This is a genomic window from Candidatus Dadabacteria bacterium (assembly GCA_026706695.1).
Classification (GTDB): Bacteria; Desulfobacterota_D; UBA1144; order Nemesobacterales; family Nemesobacteraceae; genus Nemesobacter.
On sequence record JAPOYE010000110.1, the window covers coordinates 1 to 25377 of the forward strand.

The 25377-nt window shown below is 53.6% G+C and carries 23 protein-coding genes; 8 read left to right on the forward strand and 15 right to left on the reverse strand.

The genetic code is table 11. The features are described 5' to 3' along the window. Positions 1–152 precede the first annotated feature (152 nt). The 3 genes from OXG10_08520 (at position 153) to OXG10_08530 (ending at position 5184) form a co-directional block, all read left to right on the forward strand. Positions 153–1457: a hypothetical protein gene (locus OXG10_08520; protein MCY3827397.1), complete on the forward strand. Its 1305-nt coding sequence runs from the start codon at positions 153–155 to the stop codon at positions 1455–1457. Positions 1458–1609: 152 nt separating this feature from the next. Continuing rightward, positions 1610–3205 carry a gamma-glutamyltransferase gene (ggt, locus tag OXG10_08525; protein ID MCY3827398.1) on the forward strand — a complete coding sequence of 532 codons (1596 nt, stop codon included), beginning with the start codon at positions 1610–1612 and terminating at the stop codon, positions 3203–3205. 116 nt (positions 3206–3321) lie between these two features. Beyond that, positions 3322–5184: an autotransporter domain-containing protein gene (locus OXG10_08530; protein ID MCY3827399.1), complete on the forward strand. Its 1863-nt coding sequence runs from the start codon at positions 3322–3324 to the stop codon at positions 5182–5184. A gap of 7 nt (positions 5185–5191) precedes the next feature. Here OXG10_08530 and nadA read toward each other — a convergent pair whose 3' ends face one another. From nadA to OXG10_08560, 6 genes are read right to left on the reverse strand one after another with little or no spacing between them, the layout of a single operon-like run. After that, positions 5192–6145 (reverse strand): quinolinate synthase NadA, encoded by a 954-nt coding sequence (nadA, locus tag OXG10_08535; GenBank protein ID MCY3827400.1) that lies wholly within the window; start codon positions 6143–6145, stop codon positions 5192–5194. Positions 6146–6182: 37 nt separating this feature from the next. Further along, positions 6183–7031, reverse strand: coding sequence for a carboxylating nicotinate-nucleotide diphosphorylase (gene nadC / locus OXG10_08540; GenBank protein ID MCY3827401.1), 849 nt, complete (start codon positions 7029–7031; stop codon positions 6183–6185). Beyond that, positions 7031–8611 (reverse strand): L-aspartate oxidase, encoded by a 1581-nt coding sequence (nadB, locus tag OXG10_08545; GenBank protein ID MCY3827402.1) that lies wholly within the window; start codon positions 8609–8611, stop codon positions 7031–7033. The genes nadC and nadB overlap by 1 nt, the downstream gene beginning before the upstream one ends. Before the next feature lie 21 nt (positions 8612–8632). Next, on the reverse strand, positions 8633–11248 hold the full coding sequence (glnD, locus tag OXG10_08550; protein ID MCY3827403.1) for a [protein-PII] uridylyltransferase: 2616 nt from the start codon (positions 11246–11248) through the stop codon (positions 8633–8635). 27 nt (positions 11249–11275) lie between these two features. Further along, positions 11276–11914, reverse strand: a complete 639-nt coding sequence (locus tag OXG10_08555; protein MCY3827404.1) for an O-methyltransferase — start codon at positions 11912–11914, stop codon at positions 11276–11278. Then, a complete protein-coding gene (locus OXG10_08560) occupies positions 11914–12489 on the reverse strand; it encodes a cob(I)yrinic acid a,c-diamide adenosyltransferase (protein MCY3827405.1) in 576 nt (191 codons plus the stop codon). The genes OXG10_08555 and OXG10_08560 overlap by 1 nt, the downstream gene beginning before the upstream one ends. Positions 12490–12633: 144 nt before the next feature. On the opposite strand from OXG10_08560, the gene nuoE reads away from it, so the two are divergent. Genes nuoE through dnaB form a run of 3 tightly spaced genes read left to right on the forward strand, consistent with a single transcriptional unit; the run spans position 12634 to position 15831 of the window. After that, complete coding sequence (gene nuoE / locus OXG10_08565) at positions 12634–13110, forward strand: NADH-quinone oxidoreductase subunit NuoE (GenBank protein MCY3827406.1); 477 nt, start codon at positions 12634–12636, stop codon at positions 13108–13110. Continuing rightward, a complete protein-coding gene (locus OXG10_08570) occupies positions 13107–14435 on the forward strand; it encodes a glycerate kinase (protein ID MCY3827407.1) in 1329 nt (442 codons plus the stop codon). The genes nuoE and OXG10_08570 overlap by 4 nt, the downstream gene beginning before the upstream one ends. A 40-nt stretch (positions 14436–14475) precedes the next feature. Next, complete coding sequence (gene dnaB / locus OXG10_08575) at positions 14476–15831, forward strand: replicative DNA helicase (protein MCY3827408.1); 1356 nt, start codon at positions 14476–14478, stop codon at positions 15829–15831. Here the strand turns inward: dnaB and OXG10_08580 are convergent. The 3 genes from OXG10_08580 to OXG10_08590 all read right to left on the reverse strand — a co-directional run bounded on the left by OXG10_08580 (position 15828) and on the right by OXG10_08590 (position 17413). After that, positions 15828–16460, reverse strand: a complete 633-nt coding sequence (locus OXG10_08580) for a hypothetical protein (GenBank protein MCY3827409.1) — start codon at positions 16458–16460, stop codon at positions 15828–15830. The two genes, dnaB and OXG10_08580, sit on opposite strands and share 4 nt — an antisense overlap. A gap of 61 nt (positions 16461–16521) precedes the next feature. Next, on the reverse strand, positions 16522–16905 hold the full coding sequence (locus OXG10_08585) for a DCC1-like thiol-disulfide oxidoreductase family protein (protein MCY3827410.1): 384 nt from the start codon (positions 16903–16905) through the stop codon (positions 16522–16524). Positions 16906–16939: 34 nt separating this feature from the next. Next, a complete protein-coding gene (locus tag OXG10_08590; GenBank protein MCY3827411.1) occupies positions 16940–17413 on the reverse strand; it encodes a cupin domain-containing protein in 474 nt (157 codons plus the stop codon). A gap of 93 nt (positions 17414–17506) precedes the next feature. Between OXG10_08590 and OXG10_08595 the strand changes: the two genes are divergently transcribed. Together OXG10_08595 and OXG10_08600 are read left to right on the forward strand one after the other, a co-directional pair. Continuing rightward, on the forward strand, positions 17507–17908 hold the full coding sequence (locus OXG10_08595; GenBank protein ID MCY3827412.1) for a hypothetical protein: 402 nt from the start codon (positions 17507–17509) through the stop codon (positions 17906–17908). A 22-nt stretch (positions 17909–17930) separates the two neighbouring features. After that, positions 17931–19052, forward strand: coding sequence for a carbon-nitrogen hydrolase family protein (locus OXG10_08600; protein ID MCY3827413.1), 1122 nt, complete (start codon positions 17931–17933; stop codon positions 19050–19052). Between the two features lie 93 nt (positions 19053–19145). On the opposite strand, the gene lipA is transcribed toward OXG10_08600, so the two are convergent. The 6 genes from lipA to aroA form a co-directional block, all read right to left on the reverse strand. Further along, positions 19146–20117 carry a lipoyl synthase gene (gene lipA, locus OXG10_08605; GenBank protein ID MCY3827414.1) on the reverse strand — a complete coding sequence of 324 codons (972 nt, stop codon included), beginning with the start codon at positions 20115–20117 and terminating at the stop codon, positions 19146–19148. Then, the gene (locus tag OXG10_08610; GenBank protein ID MCY3827415.1) at positions 20114–20479 is read right to left on the reverse strand and encodes a hypothetical protein; all 366 of its coding nucleotides are present in this window, start codon (positions 20477–20479) and stop codon (positions 20114–20116) included. Before OXG10_08610 ends, lipA begins: the two co-directional genes overlap by 4 nt. Positions 20480–20633: 154 nt before the next feature. Further along, the gene (gene sppA / locus OXG10_08615) at positions 20634–21533 is read right to left on the reverse strand and encodes a signal peptide peptidase SppA (GenBank protein MCY3827416.1); all 900 of its coding nucleotides are present in this window, start codon (positions 21531–21533) and stop codon (positions 20634–20636) included. An 11-nt stretch (positions 21534–21544) separates the two neighbouring features. Next, entirely contained in the window at positions 21545–23254 is a 1710-nt protein-coding gene (locus OXG10_08620) for a 30S ribosomal protein S1 (protein ID MCY3827417.1), read from the reverse strand. Between the two features lie 99 nt (positions 23255–23353). Beyond that, positions 23354–24028 (reverse strand): (d)CMP kinase, encoded by a 675-nt coding sequence (gene cmk / locus OXG10_08625; GenBank protein ID MCY3827418.1) that lies wholly within the window; start codon positions 24026–24028, stop codon positions 23354–23356. After that, positions 24025–25314 carry a 3-phosphoshikimate 1-carboxyvinyltransferase gene (gene aroA, locus OXG10_08630; GenBank protein MCY3827419.1) on the reverse strand — a complete coding sequence of 430 codons (1290 nt, stop codon included), beginning with the start codon at positions 25312–25314 and terminating at the stop codon, positions 24025–24027. Before aroA ends, cmk begins: the two co-directional genes overlap by 4 nt. Positions 25315–25377 lie beyond the last annotated feature (63 nt).

The following is a 25377-nucleotide window of genomic DNA, read 5'->3' on the forward strand; positions in this document are numbered from 1 at the left end:
CTGCCCGTAACTTTTTAATAAAACTGCACCCCGTATCTAGAACGGAATCACCGTGGCGAAAACTCAGGCGATCTTTACTTTCAAGCTCCGGTATGTATTTTAGTCTGTTTGTAGATTAAAACGTTCTCCGCAGTGGGGAAGGAAGCGGACAATTGGGAATAAAATACAACCGGCCTGAAGTAAACAGGCAGATTACAAAACAGCTTATAAGTGACTACGGAGCGATTGTTTCCACGCTCGTGAAGGTTTTCGGCTACGAGAGCCTTGAGCACGTGCAGAGAGTATGTGCCAACTCTTTTGAGAAGATGAGGGCCAGATGGGGAAAAGACGGAATTCCCCAGGATCCCCAGAGCGCGGTGTGGGCTGATATAACGGAGAGCTCAAACAAGCTTTTCTGCAGGAAGATAAACTATCTCTCCAGAGCAAACGGTGCGAAGAGAAGGATCGACGTATCGGGGTTTCACCTCTCCTTTCCAGATAAAGAGGAAGTGGCGAAAAACCAGGTCGAGATGCTTTTCGCCCTGTGCGCGCCCGGAGTTGAAAGTTCCATCCGGAAATATCTCGTACTGAACGTGCTCTGCGGCTTTTCCTGCTCTTCCCTCGCCAGGATACTGGAGAGAAACGAGAAGTCCCTCGAAGAGCAGCTCGCTTCGGAGAAAAAGAAGATCACCGAAGCGGCCGTTCGGATGACCGGGGCCGATATGGAGAAAAATCTCGGGACGGTGACCAAGAACATATACGAGATTTTCAGCCTCGGCCAAAACGGTATCCGCAAGGCAATGCCCCCGATCGCCTCCTTGTGCTTTTCCGCGATAAGGCTTGGCGAAATGCTGCTTGATTTCTCCGCAACGAAAAAACCCGGGGTTCACGCCCTTGTATCCTTCATGCTGCTAAACGCCTCGAGACTTCAGACCATGAACGACGGCAACGGAAGACCGCTTGGGATAAAGGAGCAGGACAGGGGGCTTTGGGACAGGGACATGATCAAAAGGGGATTTGAGCACCTTGCCCTCTCGGCTGAAGAAGGAGAAGAGGTAACGGAGATTCACCTGAAGGCAGGCGTTGACGCCGTTCACTCTCTAGCCAAAAAATACGGAGACACGAACTGGGACCGGATTATCTCACTTTACGACAAGTACCTGGCGTGCAACTACTGTCCGCTTGTCGAACTTCAAAAAGCAATCGCTATCTCCAAAACCCGAGGGCCGCAGGAAGGTCTTCGCGTCATAGGGGGAATACGCGGGGTTGAGGAGCTCCGCTCGCACGATCTCCTGTATTCAACCCTTGGAAATCTTCATTTCCAGCTCCATAAGTACGAAGACGCGATATCGAATTTCAACCGCGCGATCGGCCTTGCCGAGGACTCTTTCGAAAAGGCATTTTATTCCAAAAAGATAAAGATCTGCGAGGACAGGATGAACATGTCGAAGCGCTACAGGTATGGAGTGTCCTTCTGAACACTCCCCGGTCGCTTAATATGCCCGCGGACTCGATCCTTAAACACGCCTTCATACTCTGTCTTGTTTTATCCGTCGCACTCTCTTCCGCCCGCGCGGAGCCCGGTTATTCAAATAAAAGTACGGCGGAATCCACATCTTTTCGAAACGGGATGGTTGTATCCGAGGAGCAGATCGCTACCCACATCGGGCTCTCCGTACTCAAGGAAGGCGGAAACGCCGTTGATGCAGCGGTCGCCGTCGGATTCGCCCTTGCGGTCACTCACCCGAGAGCCGGAAACCTCGGGGGCGGCGGATTCATGCTGGTCCATCTAAGCAAAACGGGACGGACAGTCGCCATAGATTACAGGGAAAAAGCCCCGCTTGGGGCCACGCGCAACATGTTCCTCGATGAGACCGGGGAGGTTGACATGGAACGGGCACGGCACAGCATCTATTCCTGCGGGGTTTCGGGAACGGTCGCGGGGCTTTCGCTGGCCCTTGAAAAATACGGAACCATGCCGCTTGAAAAGGTTCTTGCGCCGGCAATAAGGCTCGCGGAGGAAGGGTTCGCGGTTACGCCGGAGTTCAGGAAATCGCTCCTGAAGGCAAAGTGGCGCTTGAAAAAATCAGGCGAGAGCATGGAGATTTTTTTCAAAAACAACGGAGAGCCGCCCCGGGAGGGAGAAATCCTCAGGCAGAAAAACCTTGCGTGGAGCCTCAAGGAGATAAGCAAAAACGGTCCCGGGGCGTTTTACAGGGGGGCAATAGCGAAAAAAATCACGGCTTACATGAAAAAAGAGGGAGGCCTCATAACCGAACGGGACCTTGCCTCTTACGAGGCTCTCATAAGAGAACCGGTGACCGGAAGCTACAGGGACTACAGCATCCACTCGATGCCGCCTCCAAGCTCGGGTGGGGTCCATCTTATCCAGATGCTTAACATTCTCGAGCGCTATCCCCTCTCGCAATACGGCCATAACTCCGCACGCTACGTCCATATTCTCTCGGAAACCATGAAGCTCGCCTATGCGGACAGATCAAAACATCTGGGCGACCCGGACTTCTCCCCCGTTCCCACAGCACACCTTGTCTCAAAACAGTACGCAAAACGCCAGGAAGTCCGCATCAATCCCCAAAAAGCGACTCCGAGCAGATACGTAAAGCCCGGCTCACCAGTCCCCGCCGGAGGCACTGACACCACCCACTTCACCGTAGCCGACAGATTCGGAAACGTGGTTTCAAACACATACACGCTTAATTTCACCTACGGCTCGGGCCTCGCTGTGCCGGGAACAGGGATCCTGCTGAACAACGAAATGGATGATTTCTCGGCAAAGCCCGGAGCGCCGAACGCATACGGCCTAATCGGCGGTGAAAAAAATTCCATTGCCCCCGGTAAAAGAATGCTGAGTTCCATGACCCCGACCATTGTGTTTAACGACGAAAAGCTTTTTCTAGCGACGGGAGGCAAGGGGGGAAGCAGAATAATAACCTCAGTGCTTCAGGTCATCCTGAACGTGATTGACCATAAAATGAGCATACGGGAGGCCGCATCGGCCCCGAGGATACACCACCAGTGGCTCCCCGACACCCTGTACATAGAAAGAGAAGCAGGGGAAGATCTGGAGGCCGGGTTGCGGAAAAAAGGATACGAAGTGAAAAGAACCGGTCCGATGGGAAGTACGCAGAGCGTGGCGAGGATCAACGGGCTTTTTCACGGAGCGACCGATCCCAGGCACCCGGGAGGGCTGGCGCAGGGGTACTGATCCGCATGCTGCGCCCGGAAAAGCAAATCGCCCCTAACCCGTCTTTCGCCGTCACGTAGCGGACCCTGAGCATGGTAGGATTAACTTTGAAAACAGAATTCATTGGAGGGCTCTTAATGTTCCGATGTCCGCACTTTCTCCTTGCTGTTACGATCCTTTTAGGGCTTGTCAGCGCCGCCCGGGCCCAAACTTTCAATTCTGTCGTCGTATTCGGTGACAGCCTGAGTGATTCTGGGAATATCGCCCAGATCAGCGGACTTCCGCCCGGCACGAGCTTCACCACGAATCCAGATCCGGTCTGGGCCGAAATCGTGGCCCGGGCTTTCGGGGCATCCGGAACCAATTCGCTCGCCGGAGGGACGAACTACGCATGGGGCGGCGCCTGCGTAGACCCAAACGTCGCTTGTGAAAACCCTGTGCCTACAACGCAGCAACAGATTAGCCAGCATCTCTCCGGAGGAAATGCCGACCCGGATACGCTTTACATGATCTGGGGCGGCGCAAACGATATAAGCGCCATCGCCGGGGAAAATCAGTCTGACGTCCAAGGCGCCCTCAATGGCGCCCTGAAAGCGGCAGAAGCGTACGTAGATCAAATCCGAGGTCTCCAGAACGCCGGCGCGCGTTACGTCGTGGTGCTCAGCGTGCCCGACGCCGGCAAAACCATAAACGCTCAGCGTGACGGGCCTGTAGCCGCGGCTGGACTCTCCGCTCTAGTCCAGGTCTATAATGAAGCTCTGGATACGGGTCTCGGATCTCTTGAGCACGGAATCATTCCCGTGAATGTCTCTGTCCTGTTGGACGAGATGACTGAAAATCCTGGAAACTACGGATTCACCAACATTGATGAGATAGCTTGTACTCCCGGTTCCAACCCCCTGCGCCCTAGCGGGGGACTGGAGTCGCTTGTCTGCGGTCCGGCCGATTCAGGCTATCTTTCACCTCCCAAAACTGATGAAACTTATTTTTTCGCGGACGGCTCCCATCCCAGTGGCCTGGGCCATGCGGCAGTCGCAAGTATGGTAATTTCCACTCTTGAGGCCCCGGTTCAGGTATCGCTTGGAGGGGAAGCAGGAGTAGAAGTTGCCAGGGCGCACCGCGACGCCGTATTTACGGAGCGGATGCTTGACCTCGGGTTTAATCGCTCGGCCGGGAAATGGCACAGCTACGCGAGGGGCCTTACAGGCAGATACAATCTCGAATCCCCGCCGCGTCTGGGCAAAACGCAGGCCGAAATGCATGTGCTCACCCTGGGCACCGACTACCGCATTGGGGATGGGCTTTACCTGGGCGCGGCATTGAGCCTTGGGAACCACGACAATGATCTCTCGGGCGCAAGCATTGACAGCATCGTTGTGACAGGCTCGCTGCACGGCACCCTTATCTACGACGTTTTCTACCTGAGCGGCGCCTTTAACGGAGGCAGGACATCTATTGACATCAACCGCTCGATCCGGCTCGGAGCGGCGCTACGCACGGAGCACGGCTCCACAAGCTCCTATCAGTTCGGAACCGATGTCGAATTGGGCTGGGTTTCGAGCACATCCGAGAGGTACAGACATAATCTGTTTCTGGGACTCGGGTGGCTTAATCAGAAAATCGACGGCTACAGTGAAATCGGCTCCACGTCCACATCGATGAACTTCTCGGACTTTGAACGCGACTCCCTATTTGCGAGAGCGGGTTATCAGTTCAAAGGAAATCTAGGTCTAGGCGAAAGGCTGTTACCATACCTCCGCGTCTCTTACGAGAGAGAGCTTAACGACGATTCCGTTCCGGTCACCGCGGGATCGAACACCATGTCCGGCCGCTTTACTCTCCCGGGTTTCAAACCGCCGAATGAATGGATAAACGCCGACGGCGGCCTTACCGCCAACATCGGCAGCCGGACGAGAACTTTCGTCGGCTACTCCGGGCGCTTTGGCAACGACTCCAACCTCAGCCATGAGTTCAGTCTCGGAGTGCGCATGACATTCTAGAAAGCGGTTATTGAGCCGAGATGTAAAGCATCCTGTCTATCGATTTCTTGGCCTTCCGAGCAATATCCTCGGGAACCCTGACCTCGTAGACCTCCTCCCTTAGGGAATTGAGTACCTTATCAACCGTTATCATCTTCATGTACTCGCAGACCGCGTCGGCCTTGGCGGGGTAGAACTCCTTCTCGGGGCTCTGTTTCCTGAGAGTGTGAAGAATTCCGGTTTCAGTGGCGACCACGAACTCGGGGGTGTCGGAATTCCGGGTGTAGTCAATCATCTTTCCCGTAGAGAAAAACTTGATCTCCTTTGCCAGCTCGTCGTCCCTAGCCGCGGAATGAAGAAAAGACGTGGTGCAGCCGCACTCGGGGTGAACTATCATCTCCGCGTTGGGATAGGATTCCTTTATCCTCCTTATATCCTTCGGACGTATCCCCGCGTGCACGTGGCATTCCCCGGGCCAGATGTGAATTTTCCTGCCCGTAGCCTTGGAGACAAATGCCCCCAGGAACATGTCCGGCAGAAAAAGTATCTCTCTGTCCCTGGGAATGGATTCCACTATCTTGACGGCGTTTGAGGAAGTAACGCAGTAGTCGGTCTCCGACTTGACGGCGGCCGAGGTGTTCACATAGGAAACCACGAGCGCGTCCGGGTGTTCGGATTTCCACTTTTTGAGCTGCTCCAGGTTTATGGTCTCGGCAAGGGAGCACCCCGCCTCGGGATCGGGGATGAGCACCTTTTTGTCGGGAGAGATTATGGAAGCGGTTTCGGCCATGAAGTGGACTCCGCAGAAGATGATGATTTCCGCGTCGGTTTCAGAAGCCTTCTGCGAGAGACCTAAGGAATCCCCCGTGTAGTCGGCAAGGTCCTGGATTTCGGGTATCTGGTAGTTATGGGCCAGAATTACCGCGTTTTTTTCCTTTCTGAGCCTGTCTATTTCTTCTGAAATGTCATGTAAGCTGTCCATCTCAACAGCCGGGCATCCCCTATTTAGCCCGCAACTTTCAGTCTAACACATCAAAAGAAATATCTAAACACGGAGCCGAGTGCGTAAGAGCTCCGACAGATATGAAATCGACTCTGCTTTGCGCCATCTCCCTAACGTTCTCAAGAGTAACCCCGCCGGAGACCTCGACAAGCGCGCGGCGGCCTATCAGGCGCACGGCCTCCCCGATTTCCCGGATGTCCATGTTGTCAAGCATTATGACGTCAACGCCGCAGGAAACCGCCTCCTTTACCTGCTCCATGGTTTTGGTCTCCACCTCTACGGAGAAATCCGCTCCGACGCCCCGCCTCGCCCTCTCGACCGCCGCCGCTATGCTCCCGGCGGCCTTTATATGGTTGTCCTTTATGAGCACTCCGTCGTAAAGCCCGGCGCGGTGATTATGTCCCCCGCCGACCGCCACGGCGTATTTGCTGATCCACCTGAGTCCCGGAAGGGTTTTTCTGGTGTCTTTTATCTTCACTCCGGAACCGGCTACGGCCTCGACGAAAAAAGAAGTGAGAGTCGAGATGCCGCTCATTTTCTGAAGGATGTTAAGAGCGGTCCGCTCCGCCGAAAGAATCGCCCTGCTTCTGCCCGTAACGCGGGCGAGAGTGTCTCCCGGCGAAACCCTGTCCCCGTCATGGACAATCTCTTCCCACGTGCAGTCCGGATCAAGTTTCCGGAAAACGGCGCCGGAAAGTCCCAGCCCTGAAACCACGCCGGTCCCCTTCGCGCGCACTTCTCCGGTTAAAACGGCGTCTTCGGGAACTATGCTCCCGGTCGTAACGTCTCCGCTCCCTATATCCTCCCGAAGAGCAAGCTCCAAAACGGCGTCAACTTCCTGCGGGTAATTTTCGTGCGTCTTCATCAGTCGGCTCCGTAGCTCTCCAGATTCTTCCTGAAAACCAGATGTTTTTCATAATCCGAGTCCTCCTCCGGATAATCAGACCTCATGTGGGCTCCCCGGGACTCCTTCCTCGAAAGAGCTGCGCGCGCGACGAGCAGACACACATCCAGCATCGTCCCGAGCTTAAAGCCAAACCATCCGGGAACGTCCCTGGCTGCCGAGGAAACCTCCTCGAGCCGCGCAACGAATTCCTCCATGCCCTCTCGCTCTCTCACTATCCCGAGATGCGTGCTCATCCCCCCGATTATTGAGTCCTTGGCTTCGTTGAAAAACCCGGCATCGGCTTCTCTGGTGTCGGCAAGCATAAAGCCTTCGAAATCTCCGCTAATGTCTCCCGTATGCTGCCTGCCGGACGCGCTGTCAACACACCTCTTGGCAAACACCATGCACTCGAGAAGGGAATTGCTCGCAAGGCGGTTGGCACCGTGGACGCCAGTGTTTGAAACCTCTCCGCAGGCGTAAAGACCCTCTATGTTCGTCTCTCCCATGAGACTGGTCCTTACCCCGCCTATGGTGTAATGGGCGGCGGGAGCAACGGGAATGCGGTCTTTGGGAAGATCAAAACCCGAATCCCTGCAGAGCCTGTCTATGTTAGAGAACCTTTTCCTTACGAATTCGGGATCCATATGGGAGAGATCGAGATACACATAGTCTTCTCCGCAGGACCTCATCTCGCTGTGAATCGCCTTTGAGACCACGTCTCTCGGCGCAAGTTCAAGGAGGGAACTGTAGTGTTCCATGAACCTTTCGCCCCGGGCGTTAAGGAGATAGGCTCCCTCCCCCCTTATCGCCTCGGTGAGAAGAAAGGCGTCGCCTTTTTTGCCGCTGAAAACAGTGGGGTGGAACTGAACGAACTCCATGTCGGAAATCTCGGCTCCCGCTCTCCAGGCAAGCGATATGCCTTCCCCCGAGGCCCCTTCCGGATTGGTGGTCCTACTGTAAAGGGCGCTTGCGCCGCCGGTGGCGACTATGGTGCAGGGAGAAGAAATTCTCACGTAGCTTTCCCTCCCCTCGTCGTAACCCCAGACGCCGTAGCATCTCTCTCCGTCCGAGATTATGTCGGTAACGGTGACAAGCTCAAGAATGGCTACCGACTCGCTTGAACTTACAAAAGAGATGAGGAACTCGATCATCTCCTTTCCCGTCGAGTCGCCTCCCGCGTGAAGAACTCTTCTTTTCGAGTGGCCGCCTTCAAGGCCGAGCAGAAGACCGCTGTCGTCGGAATCGAACTTCATGCCGAGGTTTATGAGGTCTGTTACCCTCTCCCTTCCATCCTCGACCAGGATCTGCACGGCGCGGCCATCGCAAAGCCCTCTTCCCGCGGCAATCGTGTCCTCCTTGTGAAAGATGGGCGAGTCCTCGGGGTCGACCGCAGCCGCGATTCCTCCCTGAGCCCAGTATGAATTGCTTTGCACGAGGGTCTGCTTGGTCACCACCACGCACCGGCCAAGGGAAGACGCGCACACCGCGGCGTAGAGACCCGCAAGCCCCCCGCCCACAACAAGAAAATCGCACTCGACGTCAATAATTTCTGCGCTCATTAAAACCGCCCGGCTTCCCCCCTAGCTCACCGCCGATATAAGAGAATCCTCTATCTTTTTGAGTTTCTTGGCACCGCTTATCTTGCGCCCTCTCGAGTCACGCACGTAAAACGTGTCGGCGACCTGATCCGCCCTGGTCGAAATCTTGGCGTAGTCAATCGAAAGATTCAGCTCGGCGATTGTTTTCGTGATGCTGTAGAGAAGTCCTTCCCGGTCGTGGGCATAAACCTCTATCACGGTCGCCTTATCTGAAGACTCGTTGTCAAACACGATTTCCGGAGGATACTCGGGAATTTTTCTTCCGTAGGAGGAATAGTTCCTCTTCCTCCTCTCAACCAGCCCGTCAACCTCAACATCTCCGTCAAGCACCTTGCTGAGGTTTTTGTCGACCTTTTTCCACACCTCTCCATACTCCTCTTCGGTCAGGTAATCGGTCCTCTCCACATAGAACACGTCGAAAGCCTTCTTGTCGAGAGTGGTTACGATTCTTGCCCCCAGGATATTGAGTCCGTTCGCGCTAAGAACCCCGCAGAACTCCGAGAATATACCCTTCTTGTCGGGAGCACAGACTGTAAACTCGTCGTATTCCTCGTAGCGGATTACCTCCGTTGCGAACTTTCCCTCAATCGAGTTCAGGAGCTTTACGTGGCGTAAAATGTTCTGTCTCGAAAACTGGCCGAAATAGGAAACCGGCATTTTTTTCAATATTTTCGTCACCTTGCGCTCGGGAATCTCTCCGGCGGCGTCTGCCACTATGTCCGAGGTCATCTTCTGCATCCACTCCTCATCGGTTTTACGCCGGTACGTGCCCGCCGACATCTGCCGGAGGGTCTTCACATAGAGCTCCTGGAGCAGCATTCCCGTCCAGTCTTTCCACACGTCGGGACCAACCGATCTTATATCCGCAAAAGTGAGCAGGTAGAGAAGAGAGAGTGTTTCCTGGTCCGGAATGGACTTGGCCAACCTGTTCAGAACGACCGGGTCGTCAAGATCCCTTCTCTGGGAAAAATGAACCATGGCCAGATGATGTCTCACCAGAAATTCAAGCTGCTCCGCGTCGGAGGCACTAAGACCCATCCTCTCGGCTATCTTCGGGATCATGGCAGCCCCTTTCTGCGCGTGGCTTCCCCCTTGGCCCTTCCCCATGTCGTGGAAAAGGCAGGCGAGGAAAAGAACATGTCTTTTCACCAAGGTTTCGGCGACCTTTGTGAGAAAGGGAAATTTTTCCTCGTATTCGTAATTTATAAGCCTTTCGATCTCCCTGACCATGAATATGGAGTGTATGTCGACTGTATAGACGTGGTAGGAATCGAACTGCACCATGCAGACTATTTTCCCGAATTCCGGAATGAAGCGGCCCAGAAGACGCATCTCGTTCATCTTGAGCAGCGTTTTAGAAACATCCTTTCCGAAACGCAGGAGTCTCAGGAACATCATGTTGAACTCCGGGTCGTTTCGGACCTTTTCGTCTATGCGGGTTGCCTGCTCGGCCATGAGAAGTTCCAGGTATTCCGTGAATTCGACCGAGTGGCGGTCAGCGTATTCAAACGCGCGCAGGAAATTGCAGAAGTCCTCGCTGAAAACGTTTCTGCTCGTCACGGAGAGATACTTGCCCCGTATTGTAAAACCGTGGTCAAGATGAATGGCCCTTTTGGCGAGCCTTCTTCGCGCGTACGCCCTCGTGCATTTTTCCGTCAGCCTTCGGGACTGCTGTACCAGCACCGCGGCGCGGAGGTAATAGATCCTCATGAACTTCTCCACCGCACGGAGCTTTCCGTCCCTGTAACCGAAGGATTTCGCTACCTGGACCTGAAGATCGAAACTCAGGTTGTCCTCCCTTTTTTTCGCCTGGTAATGCAACTGCGCACGCACAAGCATAAGGAAGTTAAGGCATTTGCGTATCGCCACGTATTCCCTCTCCGAGACAAACCCCCTCTGGAGCACCTCCTCGAAACTTTTGGCCTTGTAGCTTGCCTGTGCTATCCACATCGCCGTCTGGAACTCCCTGAGCCCTCCTCTTCCCTCCTTAACGTTAGGTTCGAGGATGTAGAGGGTTTTTCCGTATCTTTCGCCCCTTACGTCCCTTTCATCTATTTTTCTCCTTATGAAATCGTGTGAGATCTTGGGGAGCACCTCGCCGTAAATTTCGTTTTCAAGTTCGTCGTAAAGAGCCCTGTCCCCGCATATGAACCTCGAGTCAAGAAGAGAACTCAGGATGGTTACATCGTTTTTGTCCATTGAGAGCTCCCTGCACTCCTCAAGGCTTCTCGTGCAGTTCCCCACATCCATTTTCGTATCCCAGAGAAGGTAAAGAAGCCGCTCAACTACTTCCTCGGCCAGGCCCTTCGAGCCTTTTTTGTGAAGGAAAAGAAGATCTATGTCGGAGTACGGGGAAAGCTCTTCCCTGCCGTAACCCCCGAGAGCCACTATGGAGACGCCTTTGAGTTCCGGGTAACCGTACCGCGAAAGGGCCTGCTTGATGAACTCGTCCACAATCTCGGTTCTCTCTCGGGCAAGCTCGTAGCCTATGAGGGCCTTATTTTTCCTGCTCCTCGCGTAATGGCGCCTGCGTATATGCTCGTAGGAGTCCGTAAAAAAAGCCAGAAGCTCATTCTCAGTGGTCTCAAGTTCTTTCACTTTGGGATCCCGGGAAATAAATATCCGTTAAATCCTGACACTTAGCGCCACCCCGTCGCGAAGGGGAACCACCGTGGAGAAAAACTCCGGGTCCGAGAACAAAAGCCGGTTAAACTCCAAGACTCCTTCGGTGCTCTCAGAACCTCCGCCGCCGAGAACCCTCCCTCCCCAAAGCACGTTATCGGTAATGAGCATCCCTCCGGGGTTAAGCCTCTCCCGCGCAAGCTCGATGACCTGCGGGTAGTTCTCCTTGTCTATGTCATTGAATATCATATCAAATTTACGGTCCGAATTCGCCAGTACTTCGAGCGCGTCCCCGCAGACAAAGCGGAGCTTGCGAATCTGCCCGGCCCGCGTGAAGTACCCGCGCGCCGCCTCCGCGTTTTCCTCAAGCCAGTCCGTACAGGTTACCACGCCTCCGTCACCCAGAAAAAGGGAGAACCAAAGGGCCGAGTACCCGAACCCGGAACCCATCTCAAAAATGCTTTGCGGCCTGCGCAGAAGGCATATCTGCGAAAAAAACCTTCCCACAAGAGGCCCCACTATTTTCACGTCGCTTCCCTCAGCCCGCTTTTCCATCTCATAGAAAACCTCGTGGACGCGAGGATAGAGAGAGAGAATGTAATCTTCGATCTCGGGGTTCGTTATAATTGCGCCTTCGTCCATCACCCGTCCTCGCCCCGTCCGAAATCAACGAAGATCTCCCCCGTCCCCGCGGCCTTATTCTCCACTCTCGCAAGAACGAAAAGAAGATCCGAGAGGCGGTTAAGGTAAACCAGAATCCTGCTTCCCTCCTCGGAATCCCCGAAAAATTCCTCAACGCCTCTCTCGGCCCTCCTGCACACCGTGCGGGCGAGATGAAGCCAGGCGGCGCCCTCCGCCCCTCCAGGCAAAACAAATTCCCTAAGCTCTCCGACCTCTGGCAAAAACTCATCTATCCGTTCCTCAAGCCGTTTCGCCATCCCCGCGGTCACCCTCGGCGGGGAGAAAGTCGAATCCAGCGGGGTCGCCAAGTCGCTTCCCACGGTGAAAAGCGCGTTCTGTATTTCCCGCAGAAGCTCCTTAACCCTGGGATCGACCGCTTTTGTGCAGGCAACTCCCAGAACCGAGTTAAGCTCGTCCACATCGCCGTACGCATCGACCCTCGGCGATGATTTCCTCACCCTTTTTCCGCCCAGAAGCGAAGTTTTCCCGTCATCTCCAAGACCAGTGTAAACAGTAGTTATTCTCTTTTTAGGCATTTGAAAAAATTTTAACCGCCCTCCTGCGAGCTTCAATTGCGGTTTAAATCTCCTCCCTCCTGCGACACATCCCAAGCGCCTTGCCCGCCGCTTTAAATCATGTTAGTTTTTAATTTCCGGCTTTAAGTTGTGAGGAGGTTCGGATTGCCTTTCCCCCCCAGGCTAAGAGATAAGATACAAGAAATAGCGGATGACCACGAAACCAGGCTTTCGGCGCTTATTCCCGTCCTGCGGGAAGTGCAGAACGAATTCGGCTGGCTTTCCACCGAATCCATGGAAGAAGTCGCCGAGACACTTGATATTCCCGCCTCTTCGGTTCAGAACGTCGCGTCATTTTACACCATGTTTTTCACAGAACCCGTGGGGACTCACGTTATGTGGCTCTGCAGAACCCTTTCCTGTGCGCTTCGCGGAGCCGAGGGGTTGGAGCATCACCTATGCAAGCGCCTGGGAGTAAAAACCGGTGAAACAACGGCCGACGGAAAAATAACCTTTCTCGAAGCGGAATGTCTTGCCTCCTGCGGTACCGCCCCCGCCATGCTCGTGGACGATACTCTTTACGAGAACCTCACCGAGTCGGAAGTTGACAGAATAGTTGATGAAATTAAGAGAAGGGAATGAGCGAGAAACTTAGAAAGGACGCAAGGAAGCTTTTTGACCAGGCGCTTAAAGAAGCCGACCCGGGAAAATGCGTTCTGGAGCATATTAAACTCAAAGGCAAGCAACTTAAGGTCGGAGGGAAGAGCTTCAATCTCTCCGATTTCGAGTCGGTGTACGTCGTGGCCTTCGGAAAGGCCGCGTCCTCCATGGCCGCGGCGCTTGAGGAGCTTCTCGGCGAGCGGATAACCGGGGGAATCGTGGTATCAAATGTCCGTTCCGAGCAGGCTTTTCAGAAAATGGATTTTCATCTCTCCTCTCACCCGGTGCCGGATGAAAAAAGCGTCGAGGCGGCGAAAAAAGTAGTCTCGCTTCTCGAAGGATCGGGAGAGAAAGATCTCGTGATTTTCCTCATATCGGGAGGCGGAAGCTCGATACTCGCGATGCCAAGCGAAGGGCTCACCATAGGGGATAAAAGAGCGGTGACCCAGAGACTGATGCTGAGCGGAGTCGACACCTACGGCCTTAACACCGTGAGGAAGAAAATGTCGCAGACAAAAGGAGGAGGGCTTCTTAAAAAAGCCCTGCCCTCGCAGGTCATCACGCTGATTCTCTCGGATGTTGTGGGCGACCGGCTTGAATTCATAGCTTCGGGACCCACGGTTCCCGACACTACGACCTACGAGGACGCGTGGCGGGTCATAGAGGCACTTGAGCTTGAGCATAAAATTCCCCCTAGGGTGGTGGTGCATCTTGAGAGAGGAAGGGAAAAAAACAGTTCTCCCACGATGGACCGCGAGCAGTACGAACGGAGCGGAGCCACCACGGTTGTTGTCGGAAACAATCACAAGGCGATAATCTCTATGGAGAAGATGGCGAAGAAAATGGGGTACAACACGCTTTTTCTCTCCTCCCAGATATCTGGAGAGGCAAGGGAAGTGGCCAAGGTGCTTGCGGGAATCTCCTTTGATGTACAAAGGTTCGGAAGGCCTGTTAAGAAACCCGCCTGCATACTTTTCGGGGGAGAGACAACCGTGAACGTAACGGGGCGGGGACGCGGCGGGCGCAACACCGAGACCGCCCTTTCCTTCTGCTTTGAGATAATAGGGAGTAGTGGAATCGTGGGGCTTTTCGCCGGAACCGACGGAATAGACGGTCCCACGGACGCCGCCGGGGCGATATGCGACGGGCAATCACGCCTGATAGCAAGATCGATGGGCATAAGCGCGAGAGACCATCTTGCCGACAACGACTCTTACTCTTTCTTCGAAACCCTGGGCGATCTTATAAAAACCGGAAGCACGGGAACAAACGTCATGGACGTGGGAGTGGTTCTGATAGGAGAATGAAAAACCATCGGACAGGCGGAACAGGAGAGAACCTCGAACGATGGACAGTCTGACGAAATCACCCCTTCCGAGCAACGAAGAGGCGGAGCGCGCTGTACTGGGCTCTGTACTCATTGAAAGCAGCTCGATAAACCAGGTCCTCGAAATCCTTATAGCCGAGGATTTCTATAACGAAAGCCACTCCAAGATAATGAACTGCATGATAGATCTTGACAGGGAGGGCACACCCATCGACGTTCTTACCCTGTATGAGTGGATGGACTCCAAGGGGATCATAGAAGAAGTCGGGGGGGCCGCCTACCTCACCTACTTGGTCTCGACCGTTCCCACGGCGGGAAACGTCGCTCATTACGCGAGGATAGTAAAAGACAAGTCCGTCCTGAGGAAACTGGTGCTCACCGCAACTGACATAGCCCACCGCGGGTACGGACCCGATATCGAAGTTGACGAGTTCCTGGACAGGGCGGAGCAGTCAATCCTCGACATCGCCCAGAACAAGATAAAGCCAAGCTTCTGGCACTCAAGGGAGCTCGCACCGGTGGCGATAGACAATATCGAGAGGCTCTACAAGAAAAAAGAGCTCATAACCGGCTTAAGAACCGGCTTTGAGAAACTCGACCACCTGACCTCGGGTCTTCAGAGATCTGATCTCGTGATAATTGCCGCGCGCCCGGGGGCGGGAAAAACATCGCTCTGCCTTAACATAATAAGCAACGCCGCATTGAACGAAGACCTCTCAGTGGCCATGTTCTCGCTTGAGATGACGAAGGAGCAGCTCATGATGAGACTTCTTTCCATAAACTCGAAAGTCAGTTTTTCGGCAATGCGAAGCGGGTACATAAGGGATAACGACCTGGAGAGGCTGTTTGATTCAGCCGAGAGGTACGCGAGCGCGAGCATCTTTATAGACGACACCCCGGCACTCACGGTGCTTGAGATAAGGGCAAAGGCGAGACGGCTTAAGAAGGACAACCGCCTCGACCTGATCGTGGTCGACTATCTGCAGCTCATGAGAGGAAGCTCGAGAAATGAAACCCGGGAAAGGGAAATAGCGGAGATCTCGGGCGCCCTGAAGGCGCTTGCCAAGGAACTTGACGTTCCGGTAATAGGAATCTCGCAGCTAAGCCGCCAGACCGAAGCCAGAACCGACCGCCGTCCCCAGCTCTCAGACCTCAGGGAAAGCGGCGCCATAGAGCAGGACGCAGACGTAGTGCTCTTCATTCACCGCCAAGACATATACAGAAAAAACCCCGAGGAAAAAGATGGCATGGCGGAACTCATAATCGGAAAGCAGAGAAACGGGCCCACGGGCACGGTGAAGCTGGTGTTTCTTGAGCAAAACGGGATTCCGAGCTTCGAGAATCCTTCGGACGAATTCGAAGAGGGATTCGTCTAGACTATGAAGGGCTTTACGACCGCCTTGGACTTTGACTCCTCCAGGTAGAGAGCGGGGGAGCGCTGCCAAGCAACGAATTTTTGGTGGATTTCTGCGAATTTCTGCCTGACCGAGGTCCAGTGAAAATCCCAGTCGTAGTTCTTAGGCCTGTCTGAAAAAAACATTTCGGAGAATACGGCGCTCTGCTCCGGAAGTCCCTTCTCCGCGATCCAGCCCGTTCTCACGTTCGCGTAGCCGCTGGCAAACCCCATGGCCAGCGTTCCCTCGAGGCCGAGGCGCAGCGCTGCCGCGTTCACAAGCTCTACATAGACGTAGAGGGCTTCCGTTGTGCGGTAGTTTTTCTCCGGGAATCTCTCCCGGAACTCCTGCAGGTTCTTCACGAGATACATCGGATAATAGGTTGGAGAGTAAACCGAAACGGATTTCGTCGGACTCCCAAGCGGCTCGCGCGTTATTGTTTCCCCGGAAATTGTCCCGAGCATGAAATCATCCCCGCAGTAATCCCCCGTATCCCCGCAAAGAGCCAGGGAGACCCTTATCTTCTCCCATTCTTCTCTGGCGATCTCGCTTGCGCGCTCTATCTCGCTGGCTGTCTCGTCGGCTAAAACAAGTTCTTCAAGTGAAGGCATCTTGAACGAAAATCCTCCTGCGCTTCAATATACATATACCGGGGAATTTATCAAAAAACACTTAAGGCAAAAACCTTTCCCTCTCCTCAGGGGACGGTACCCGGCATGTATCCCTTCTACCGAAAATACTGTAGCGGTTCCTCGATATGATTCCGTAGAAATAGTCTTTTACAGGCCGGGGGACGCATATTAGGAGCGCGGGAAGTGTCCAGAGACCCCCAAGCCTTCTAAGAACCAGCAAAACCGCGTCAGCTCCCTCGTAAACCCCTTCTTCATCAGCGTAGGCTATCTTCCAATCGCGCGGGGGTTCGTCCTGATACAGAGAGAACTCAACGGCTGTCTCTCCCTGCACGGGGGAAAAGAATATTTCCCGGCGGACATCCGCCCACATCACGAAATCGACGAACCTGTTACAGAACCCGCACACGCCGTCAAAAAAAATCACAGGTTTTTCTGATCCCGGAATCTCTATCTCCCGTTTACGTAAGCTCCCGTATGAGGTTTTCGTGCTGAGGAAATCTCAGCAGAAGGCTCTCCTGCGCACCCAGTTCGAAATCCTCAAGCTCAAACCCGGGAGCCATCGTAGTTCCCATAAAAGCGTATCCGTGCTCTCCCTCCACCACCATTGCGCCCTGCCAGGTTCCCTTGGGAATCACAAGCTGGGTTCTCTGGCCGGAGGGAAGATTATCTCCCATGAACACTATCCTTGATTCTCCCGTAGGATAGAGAAGCAGCATCTGGACGGGATCGCCGAAGTAAAAATGAAAAATTTCGTCCGAATTCACCCTGTGCATCTTGGAATTCTCCTCTGAGGTTATAAGGTAGTAAATAGCGGTTGAAAGACTGCGGTCTTCTCCGGCCATTTCCTCGCTTCTGTAAGTTTCTTTGTAGTATCCTCCCTCGCCGGGAAGCTTTTTCAGACCGAGTCTCTGTATAAGGTGATCGGCTTTCATGGATTTTCCTCCAGCAAAATTGTTAAAATCAAATCAGCAATATAATATAATACGTCAGGACGATTTCACCATACAAAAACGGGGGATATTAAAATGTCAGAAGAAGACACAAAGCCGCAAGAGGGAACAGAGTCGGAAGAGGCAGTAGCAGACAACTTCATGAACTCCATAAACATGGCCTTTAACCTCGGAGTAGCGGCCCATCAGGAGTCCGGCCAGTCAAAAAGCGTCGTGGAGATAGCGACCGAGCTCGGAAACCAGATATACCAGAATTTCGCACAGGCATACGGCGGCGAGATAAACGAGTCTTTTCTCAAGGCAAACACCGAATACTTTCTCCAGATAGCGCTTATGGGATACATAATCCCAGGGGTATGCGCCTTTGATAACGACTTCAAGGAGAAATTCTTCGCTCTTGTCTACGCCAGAGCCAAGCAGAACCAGCAGAGACAAAGCGGAGGGGAACCCGAGGGCGGAAGCAGGATAATAACCTGAGTACGCCTGCGGCCCGAGGCTCATGAGAAAAGTTCTAGGCGGCAGGGAAAAAGTAAAAGTTGCGGTTGCCCAGACGGCTCCCGTGTTCATGGACAAGGAACGGACCCTTGAGAAGGCCTGTCGCGTGATAAGGGAAGCGGGAGATAACGGAGCGGAGCTTATCGCATTCCCCGAGGCATTCATTCCAGGCTACCCGGCCTATTACACAGTCGGCTACGAAACCCCGCCGCATGACTGGACGGATTTCATGATCGCGCTTCAGGACAACTCCTTAGTGATTCCCGGAGACGATACCGAGATGCTCGCAGAGGCCGCCAAGGCAGCTGATGCTCACGTGGTAATAGGCTGCAACGAGCTTGACGACCGCAAGGGAAGCCGCACCGTTTACAACTCTCTTCTTTTCATATCGCGAGAAGGCAAGGTGCTCGGCAGGCACAGAAAGCTCATGCCCACCTACACAGAGAGAGTCTACTGGGGCCAGGGGGACGGAAGCGACATAACCACCTACGACACCGACATAGGAAGAATAGGGGGACTTGTTTGCTGGGAGAATCATATGGTTCTCGTAAGGGCCGCGATGGTTCACAGCGGACAGGACTTCCACGTGGCGGTGTGGCCGGGGAACTGGAGGAGAGGAGACGACAAACTGCTTGCCGCCGAAACGGAGGATCCCGGAGCGGGGTGCACGGTGCAGGCGCTCATAAGGGTTCACGCGTTTGAATCGGGGGCGTTCGTCCTAAGCGCCTGCGGTTATCTTGACGACGATGATTTCCCGGAAAGATGGCACTATGTGCGCGACGGGGACCACATGAATTACGACTGGGCTCGAGGAGGAAGCTCCATCGTCAACCCAGCCGGCAGATATCTTTTCGAACCCCACTTCGAAAAAGACGCGATACTCTACGCCGACTGTTACGCAAACCAGATAAAGGCGGTAAAGGCTGTTTTCGACTCCCTGGGCCACTATTCAAGGTGGGACGTGGCCAAACTTCTCATCGACAGGGAGAAACGGGAACCCATTGCGGAAAAAACCACGGGACTTCGGATATCTTCCCAGGAAATAAAAAGAATTTCAGATGAGTACGGGGTTTCCGAGGACAAGCTTGAGGCAATCGCAGAAGAGCTTGAAAGACTTTTTAACTGAGAATAAAAATCTCAGCCGTCGCTAAAACGCCCCATTTTGTCTTTAAGTGTAATTCCGAGTCGCGACCGGTTCGTCTTTTGAGAATGTGCGCTTCTATGTCCCGGTCATTGCGTCGGAGAGTTCAAGAACCTGTTTTTCCGCATGGTAAGAGCTTCTGACAAGCGGTCCCGCTTCCACGTGCGGGATACCGATTATTTTCTCCCCGTAGTCTTTAAGAGATTCGAATTCGACGGGATGATAGAACCTTGATACCGGTATATGATCGATAGTGGGCTGCAGATACTGTCCTATGGTAACTATGTCGCAACCGGCGCGCTTGAGATCCTTAAGCGTTTCGACGATTTCTTCGAAACTCTCCCCAAGACCGACCATAATGCCTGATTTGGTAAGCATCCCGGGCCTTCCCATCTTCGCGGACAGCGAAAGAAGTTCAAGAGATCTGCCGTAGACCGCCTGCGGCCTCACGGACCTCGTTCTTCCCGACTGAGTTTTCTGGGGAAGCGAGTAGAGTCTCGGAACGGTTTCAATATTATGATTCAAAACGTCGGGAGATGACGCTATCACTTTGTGAATCGCCTCGTGTTCCCCCTTGAAATCCGGGATCAGAACTTCGATCTTTACCCCCGGGGATGTCTTTTTTACCTCGTTTACGGTCTGCGCGAAGATACAGGCGCTTTCGTAGTTCCTGTCATCTCTGTTTACCGAAGTTATAACTACATGTGTAACCCGCGCGTTGTTTTTCCGAAGCTCCGCGACCGCCGCAGCCACCCTGGCGGGTTCTTCCCAGTCAAGTTCACCGCCTTTCCCCGTTTTCACATGGCAGAACCCACAGCTTCTCGTGCAGACGTCCCCCAGGATCATGAAAGTGAGCGTTCCGGCCCCCCAGCACTCCCCTATGTTCGGACATTTCGCTTCCTCGCACACGGTGTGAAGGCCAAATTCGCGCACCAAGCTCCTAAGCTTGGTATAATTCGGACCGCTTGGGATTTTGGCCTTTATCCATTCGGGTTTTTTACGAGTCCCCGTACGAACAGGCATCCGGGTTTCAGTGGTAGCAGATCTCATTTCGGCGTCTTGAACAGATCATGGGAAGAAGGCGGTTCCTGATAGCCGGCAGGTTTGTTCTGCAGAAGCTCCACCTCTAGCTTCCCGACTTTTTCCTCGAGATCTTTCACGGTTTCCCTGCTTCGCCTCAACTCGGACTTTGTGGAATGCCCTCTTGCAAAAGTCAGCAAGAAAAAAACAAACCCGCCCAGAATAAACGAAGCTCCTATTATCCCGGCATTGTAAACCCCCCACGTATTCTTAAAAGAGAAAAAACCCAGCTCGACTACAAACACCTGCGTGGCTATCTCAAGGTTCTGAATGAAGAAAACGGCTACAAAACAGCATATGATCAGGAGAAAAAATCTTTTTACGTGTTTCATCGGTTGTTTGAAAAACGGTTTCGCTAAACCAGCGTGATCCGCCAAGCGGTACTGTATTTTAGAATATCGGTTTTTGGAGAAAATACCAGCCGAATCAAGCTGCTGCACACGTACTGCAAGACGAAAATTGATATGGAATAAGGGGGAACTTCGGTTAGTAAACCACGTCGGCTATGTAGTAAAGACCGAACCCGGTTCTCACGGGAGAGACAAAAGTCACGCGCTCAGAAAGAGTTTCGGGGAAAACGAAATCAAGCAACGTTTTTTTCTTCATGGGATACTCCCTAATCCACGAATCCTCATCTAGGTCCCCTAGCTCCCTCGCCTCGGCAATCGCGGCCTCAAGAGTCCCGATGCGGTCAATCAGGCCGAGCTCCCTCGCCTGGCTTCCGATGAATATCTTTCCGTCAGAAAGCGAAGTGACTTTCGCCGGGGGCAGGTTCCTTCTTTCGGAAATCATGCCCTTGAACTGGGAGTGGGAGCCGTCTATGAGAGTCTGCAGGTAAGCCTTTTGCGTCTCGGGCATTTTGCGAAACGGCGAGCCCAGATCCTTAAACTCCCCGCTCTTTATCACCTCGACTTCCACCTTCGCCCACTTAAGCAGCTGCTCGTAGCTTGCAAACTGCGCTATCACGCCGATGCTCCCGGTCACGGTGCCGGGATTGGCATAAATCGTGGCTGCCGCGCAGGCGATATAGTAACCCCCCGAGGCGGCAACCGTTCCCATGCTGGCCACAACCGGCATGGCTTCGCCCAGGCTTCTGAGTTCTTCGTATATTTCCTGAGAGGCAGCGACTGATCCTCCCGGGGAATTTACCCTTATCACAACAGCCTTTACGGAATCGGTCTCGCGTATTTTTCTTATGCTTTTAATATAGGGATCGGGGTTGATTATTATGCCGTCAATGTTCACCACCGCCACCCCGTCCCCGCCGGGGTTCTGGCCATGATCGGAGATCAGCATTCCTATGAGGATTCCCGCGAAACCGACAAGGAGGATGACCAGAAGCGAGAGAAAGGTCTTAAGAAAGAAATTCAGGTCGGGGACTTTCACTTCGCCATCCCTCAGTCAAGGGCCTTGAGCTTTTCGTTCAGGATGTCCCCGAGCTTGGAGGAACTTTCCTGCTGGGAAGACGCGAAGTCTCTCATCGTGTCTTTTTCCTGCTTCTTCTCAAGCCTTCTGCGGCTGAGATTCACCTGATGCTTGGGCTTGTTAAAACCCGTGACGAGACCGCTTATCTCGTCTCCAACCTTAATGGATTCCTTGCTGAACTCATCGTCCTGAAATTCGCGGATGGCGTAAAATCCCGTTACGTCGTCGGCAAGCGCCACGGTGACGCCGCTCTCGAGAATTTCCTCTATCTTGGAGGTGACCACGGTTTCGTTCACCTTGTAGTCCCGAAGCACCTTGTTCCACGGGTCCGGGGTGAGCTGCTTGACTCCAAGCCCGATTTTTCTCTGCCTCGGGATGACATTCAGCACAATAAGCTCTATTTCCTTTCCCAGGTCTTCGCTTGAGAAAACCTCAAGGGGGCTGATTTCCCCCTCCCACTTCAGATTTTCCGGACGCACGAGCCCGACCATGTCCGGGGCAACTTCGACAAAAACCCCGAGTTCCGTAACGTTTCTTATGGTTCCGCTAACCCTCGTGTTAGGAGGATTGTTCCGCTTGAACTCATCCCATGGGTTTTCCTGTATCTGCTTGAGGCTCAGCGAAATTCTTCTTTCCTTCGGCTTTACTCCCAGAACCGCGACTTCTATCTCGCTTCCGACTGAAACTACTTCACTTGGATGACGGAAATTCTTAACCCAGGAAAGTTCGCTTACGTGCACAAGCCCCTCTATCCCGGGTTCAAGCTCGACGAACACGCCGAATTCTGCCGCGAAGACTACCTTGCCCTTGACTCTGTCGCCGATTCGGTATCTTTCCTGTATGCTCTCCCACGGATCCTCGGTGGTCTGTTTCACCCCGAGAGTTATTTTCCCGTTTTCGATCTCAAGGCGAAGAATCTTGACCTGGATGTCCTCGCCTTCTTTGAGGACATCCCCCGGATGCCTTACCCTCCCCCAGGAAAGCTCTCCTATCGGGACAAAACCCTCTATGCCCCCTATATCCACGAAAGCCCCGGCGTCAATTATCTTCACCACGTTTCCGGAAACAGTCTGGTCTTCCGATATAGTGGCAAGCGTCTCCTTCTTTTTCTCCTCTCTCTCTTCTTCGAGAATCGCCCTTCTCGACACCACTATACCGTTGTCGTTGTTCTGAATAATGCGGGTTTCGATCGTCTGTCCTACCATCTCGTCAAAATCCGCAACCGGTCGCAGGCCAACTTGGGAACCGGGAAGAAATACCTTGAAGGGGGTATGCCGCCCTATATCGCAGTTAAAACCACCCTTAACTCTGTTTAGAATCTTAGTGACGACCGGTTCTTTGTTCTTGAACTTTTCCTCGATCGCCCTTTTTTCTCTGATCTGGTCTGCTTTTTGTTTGGAAGCCCTGACGGTGTTCGGATTAGGTCTTTCGACCAGAACCTCTATCTCCGAGCCCACCGAGACTTCATATTCGCCGTCTTTGTTTAGAAATTGGTTTATGGGAACTATGCACTCGAACTTAAACCCGAGGTCTATGAAAACAGCATCAGAATCAACCCTTATGACCCTTCCTTTCGCTATTTCCCCGTTCTCGGGCTCGCTCAAGCGCGATTCCATACTTTCATCAAGTAACTCCTCAAAGCTTTTCTCATTAGAATCCGTAACACCATTATCCTGAGTCATTTTGTTTAGCCGCCTTTGCCATCAGTCTTTTACTAATAAAGGCAAGGTTACATGAAAACTGTCTAAAATGAAAAGAGCGCTAGGGAAGAAAAATTGTTTTCAATCGCCGCGGAAAGAGATATCTTTTGTGCGAAGAAATATCGCCGCAATCACATCTTCGGCGCTCATTCGGGTCGTATCTATCACCACGGCGTCCTGGGCGGGACGAAGTGGGTTCTCCGCGCGAAGCGTGTCACGACGGTCCCTTCTGCGAAGCTCGTCTTCGACATCGGAGAGGGGAATATCTCCCCGTTTACTTTGAAGGAATCTCCTTTTCGCTCTCTCGGCGACCGTAGCGTCGAGGTAGAATTTATACCTTGCCCCGGGAAAAACATAGGTTCCCATATCCCTTCCCTCGGCAACTATGTTTTCCCCTTCCCCGATCTTTCTCTGAATGCCGATGAGAAATTCCCTTACTTCGGCAAGCTCCGCGAGTTCGGAGGAAAGGGAAGAGATCTTCTCCGTCCTTATAAGTTTCGAGACGTCGCGCCCGTCAAGGAAAACAAGGCCCTCCGGAGAGAATTCCACCATAGTTCCGGAAAGAAGCCGCGAGAGCGAAGCGGGATCGTTGGGGTCAACTTCCGCCTCGCTTACCTTAAGCGCCACGGCCCTGTACATGGCGCCCGTGTCAAGACACGAAAAACCGAGCAGGTCGGCAACTCGTCTGGCAACGGTGCTTTTCCCCACTCCCGAAGGTCCGTCTATGGTAACGATATTGTCGCCGTCTCGTTTCATTTGGAATCTAAAAGAGCCTCGAAAAGCGGGAAGAATTCAGGAAATGAAATGGAAACGCATCCGGCGTCCCCGATCACCGTCTCCCCCCGGGCCCGCGTGGCAGCGACGGCAAGAGACATGGCAATCCGGTGGTCTCCGCGGCTCTCGCACCGGGCTCCGCGAAGCTCCCCCGTGCCGTTTATAATCATGCCGTCCGGTGTTTCGCTTATGTCCGCGCCAAGTTTCGAAAGCTCACCTGTCATGGCGCTTATCCGGTCGGTTTCCTTTACCCGAAGCTCCCCCGCGCCGCTTATCACCGTTTCGCCCTCGGCAAAACACGCAGCCACGGAAATAACGGGAAATTCGTCTATGGCCCGCGACACCGACTCCCCCTCTATGCGCACGGCGCGAAGCGCACCGTGGCGGGCAATTAGATCCCCTACCGGTTCCCCGCAGCACTGGCGGCGGTTCTCAACCGAGATGTCGGCCCCCATTTCCCACAGGATATCAAGCACCCCGGTTCTAAGCGGGTTAAGCCCGACGTTTTTCACCATGATTTCCGATCCCGGGTTTAGAAGCGCGGCGACGATAAAAAAAGCCGCCGATGAGATGTCCGAGGGGATTTCAAGCTCGGTTCCCGGAAACTCCACTCCCTGGCTTACCGAGACACATGTTCCGCTTATCTGCACCGGAACTCCAAAGTAGCGCAGCATCCTTTCGGTGTGGTCCCGGGTTCTTTCGAGTTCTGTCACGCTCGTCCTTCCCGCAGCATAGAGTCCCGCGAGCAGAATCGTGGATTTTACCTGCGCACTTGCCACTGGAGATCTGTAATCTATTCCCTGAAGTTCCGAGCCTGTTATGTGAAGCGGAAGGACTTCCCCCTCCCCCGATATCCTGGCCCCCATGCTGCGAAGCGGGACAGTCACTCTGGACATGGGACGGCGACGCAGGGAATCATCCCCGGTAATGGTCGAGGGGAAGCTCTGGGCACTTAGAACTCCCGTGAGCAGCCTAGCGGTGGTTCCCGAATTTTCAGCGTCTATGGTCTTGCGGGGCTCCTTGAGGCCGAAAAGCCCCCTTCCCGCAATTTCCACTCCTCCCGCGCCTACTTCCACCTCGATCCCCATGCTTCTAAAAGCGTTCGCCGTAGCAAGGGTATCCTGGGAAGCGAGAAACCCGCTTGCCCTGGTCTTTCCCCGCGCAAGCGAGCCTAGAATGATCGCTCTGTGGGAAATGGATTTATCGCCGGGAGGGGTTATCTCTCCGGCAAGCGTGCGGGGTTTTTCCTTGAGTATGAAATCGGACATCTTCTGACTGAGAATTATATACCTAACTCGGTAAAACAATATATAATATTTACCGTAAGGCGC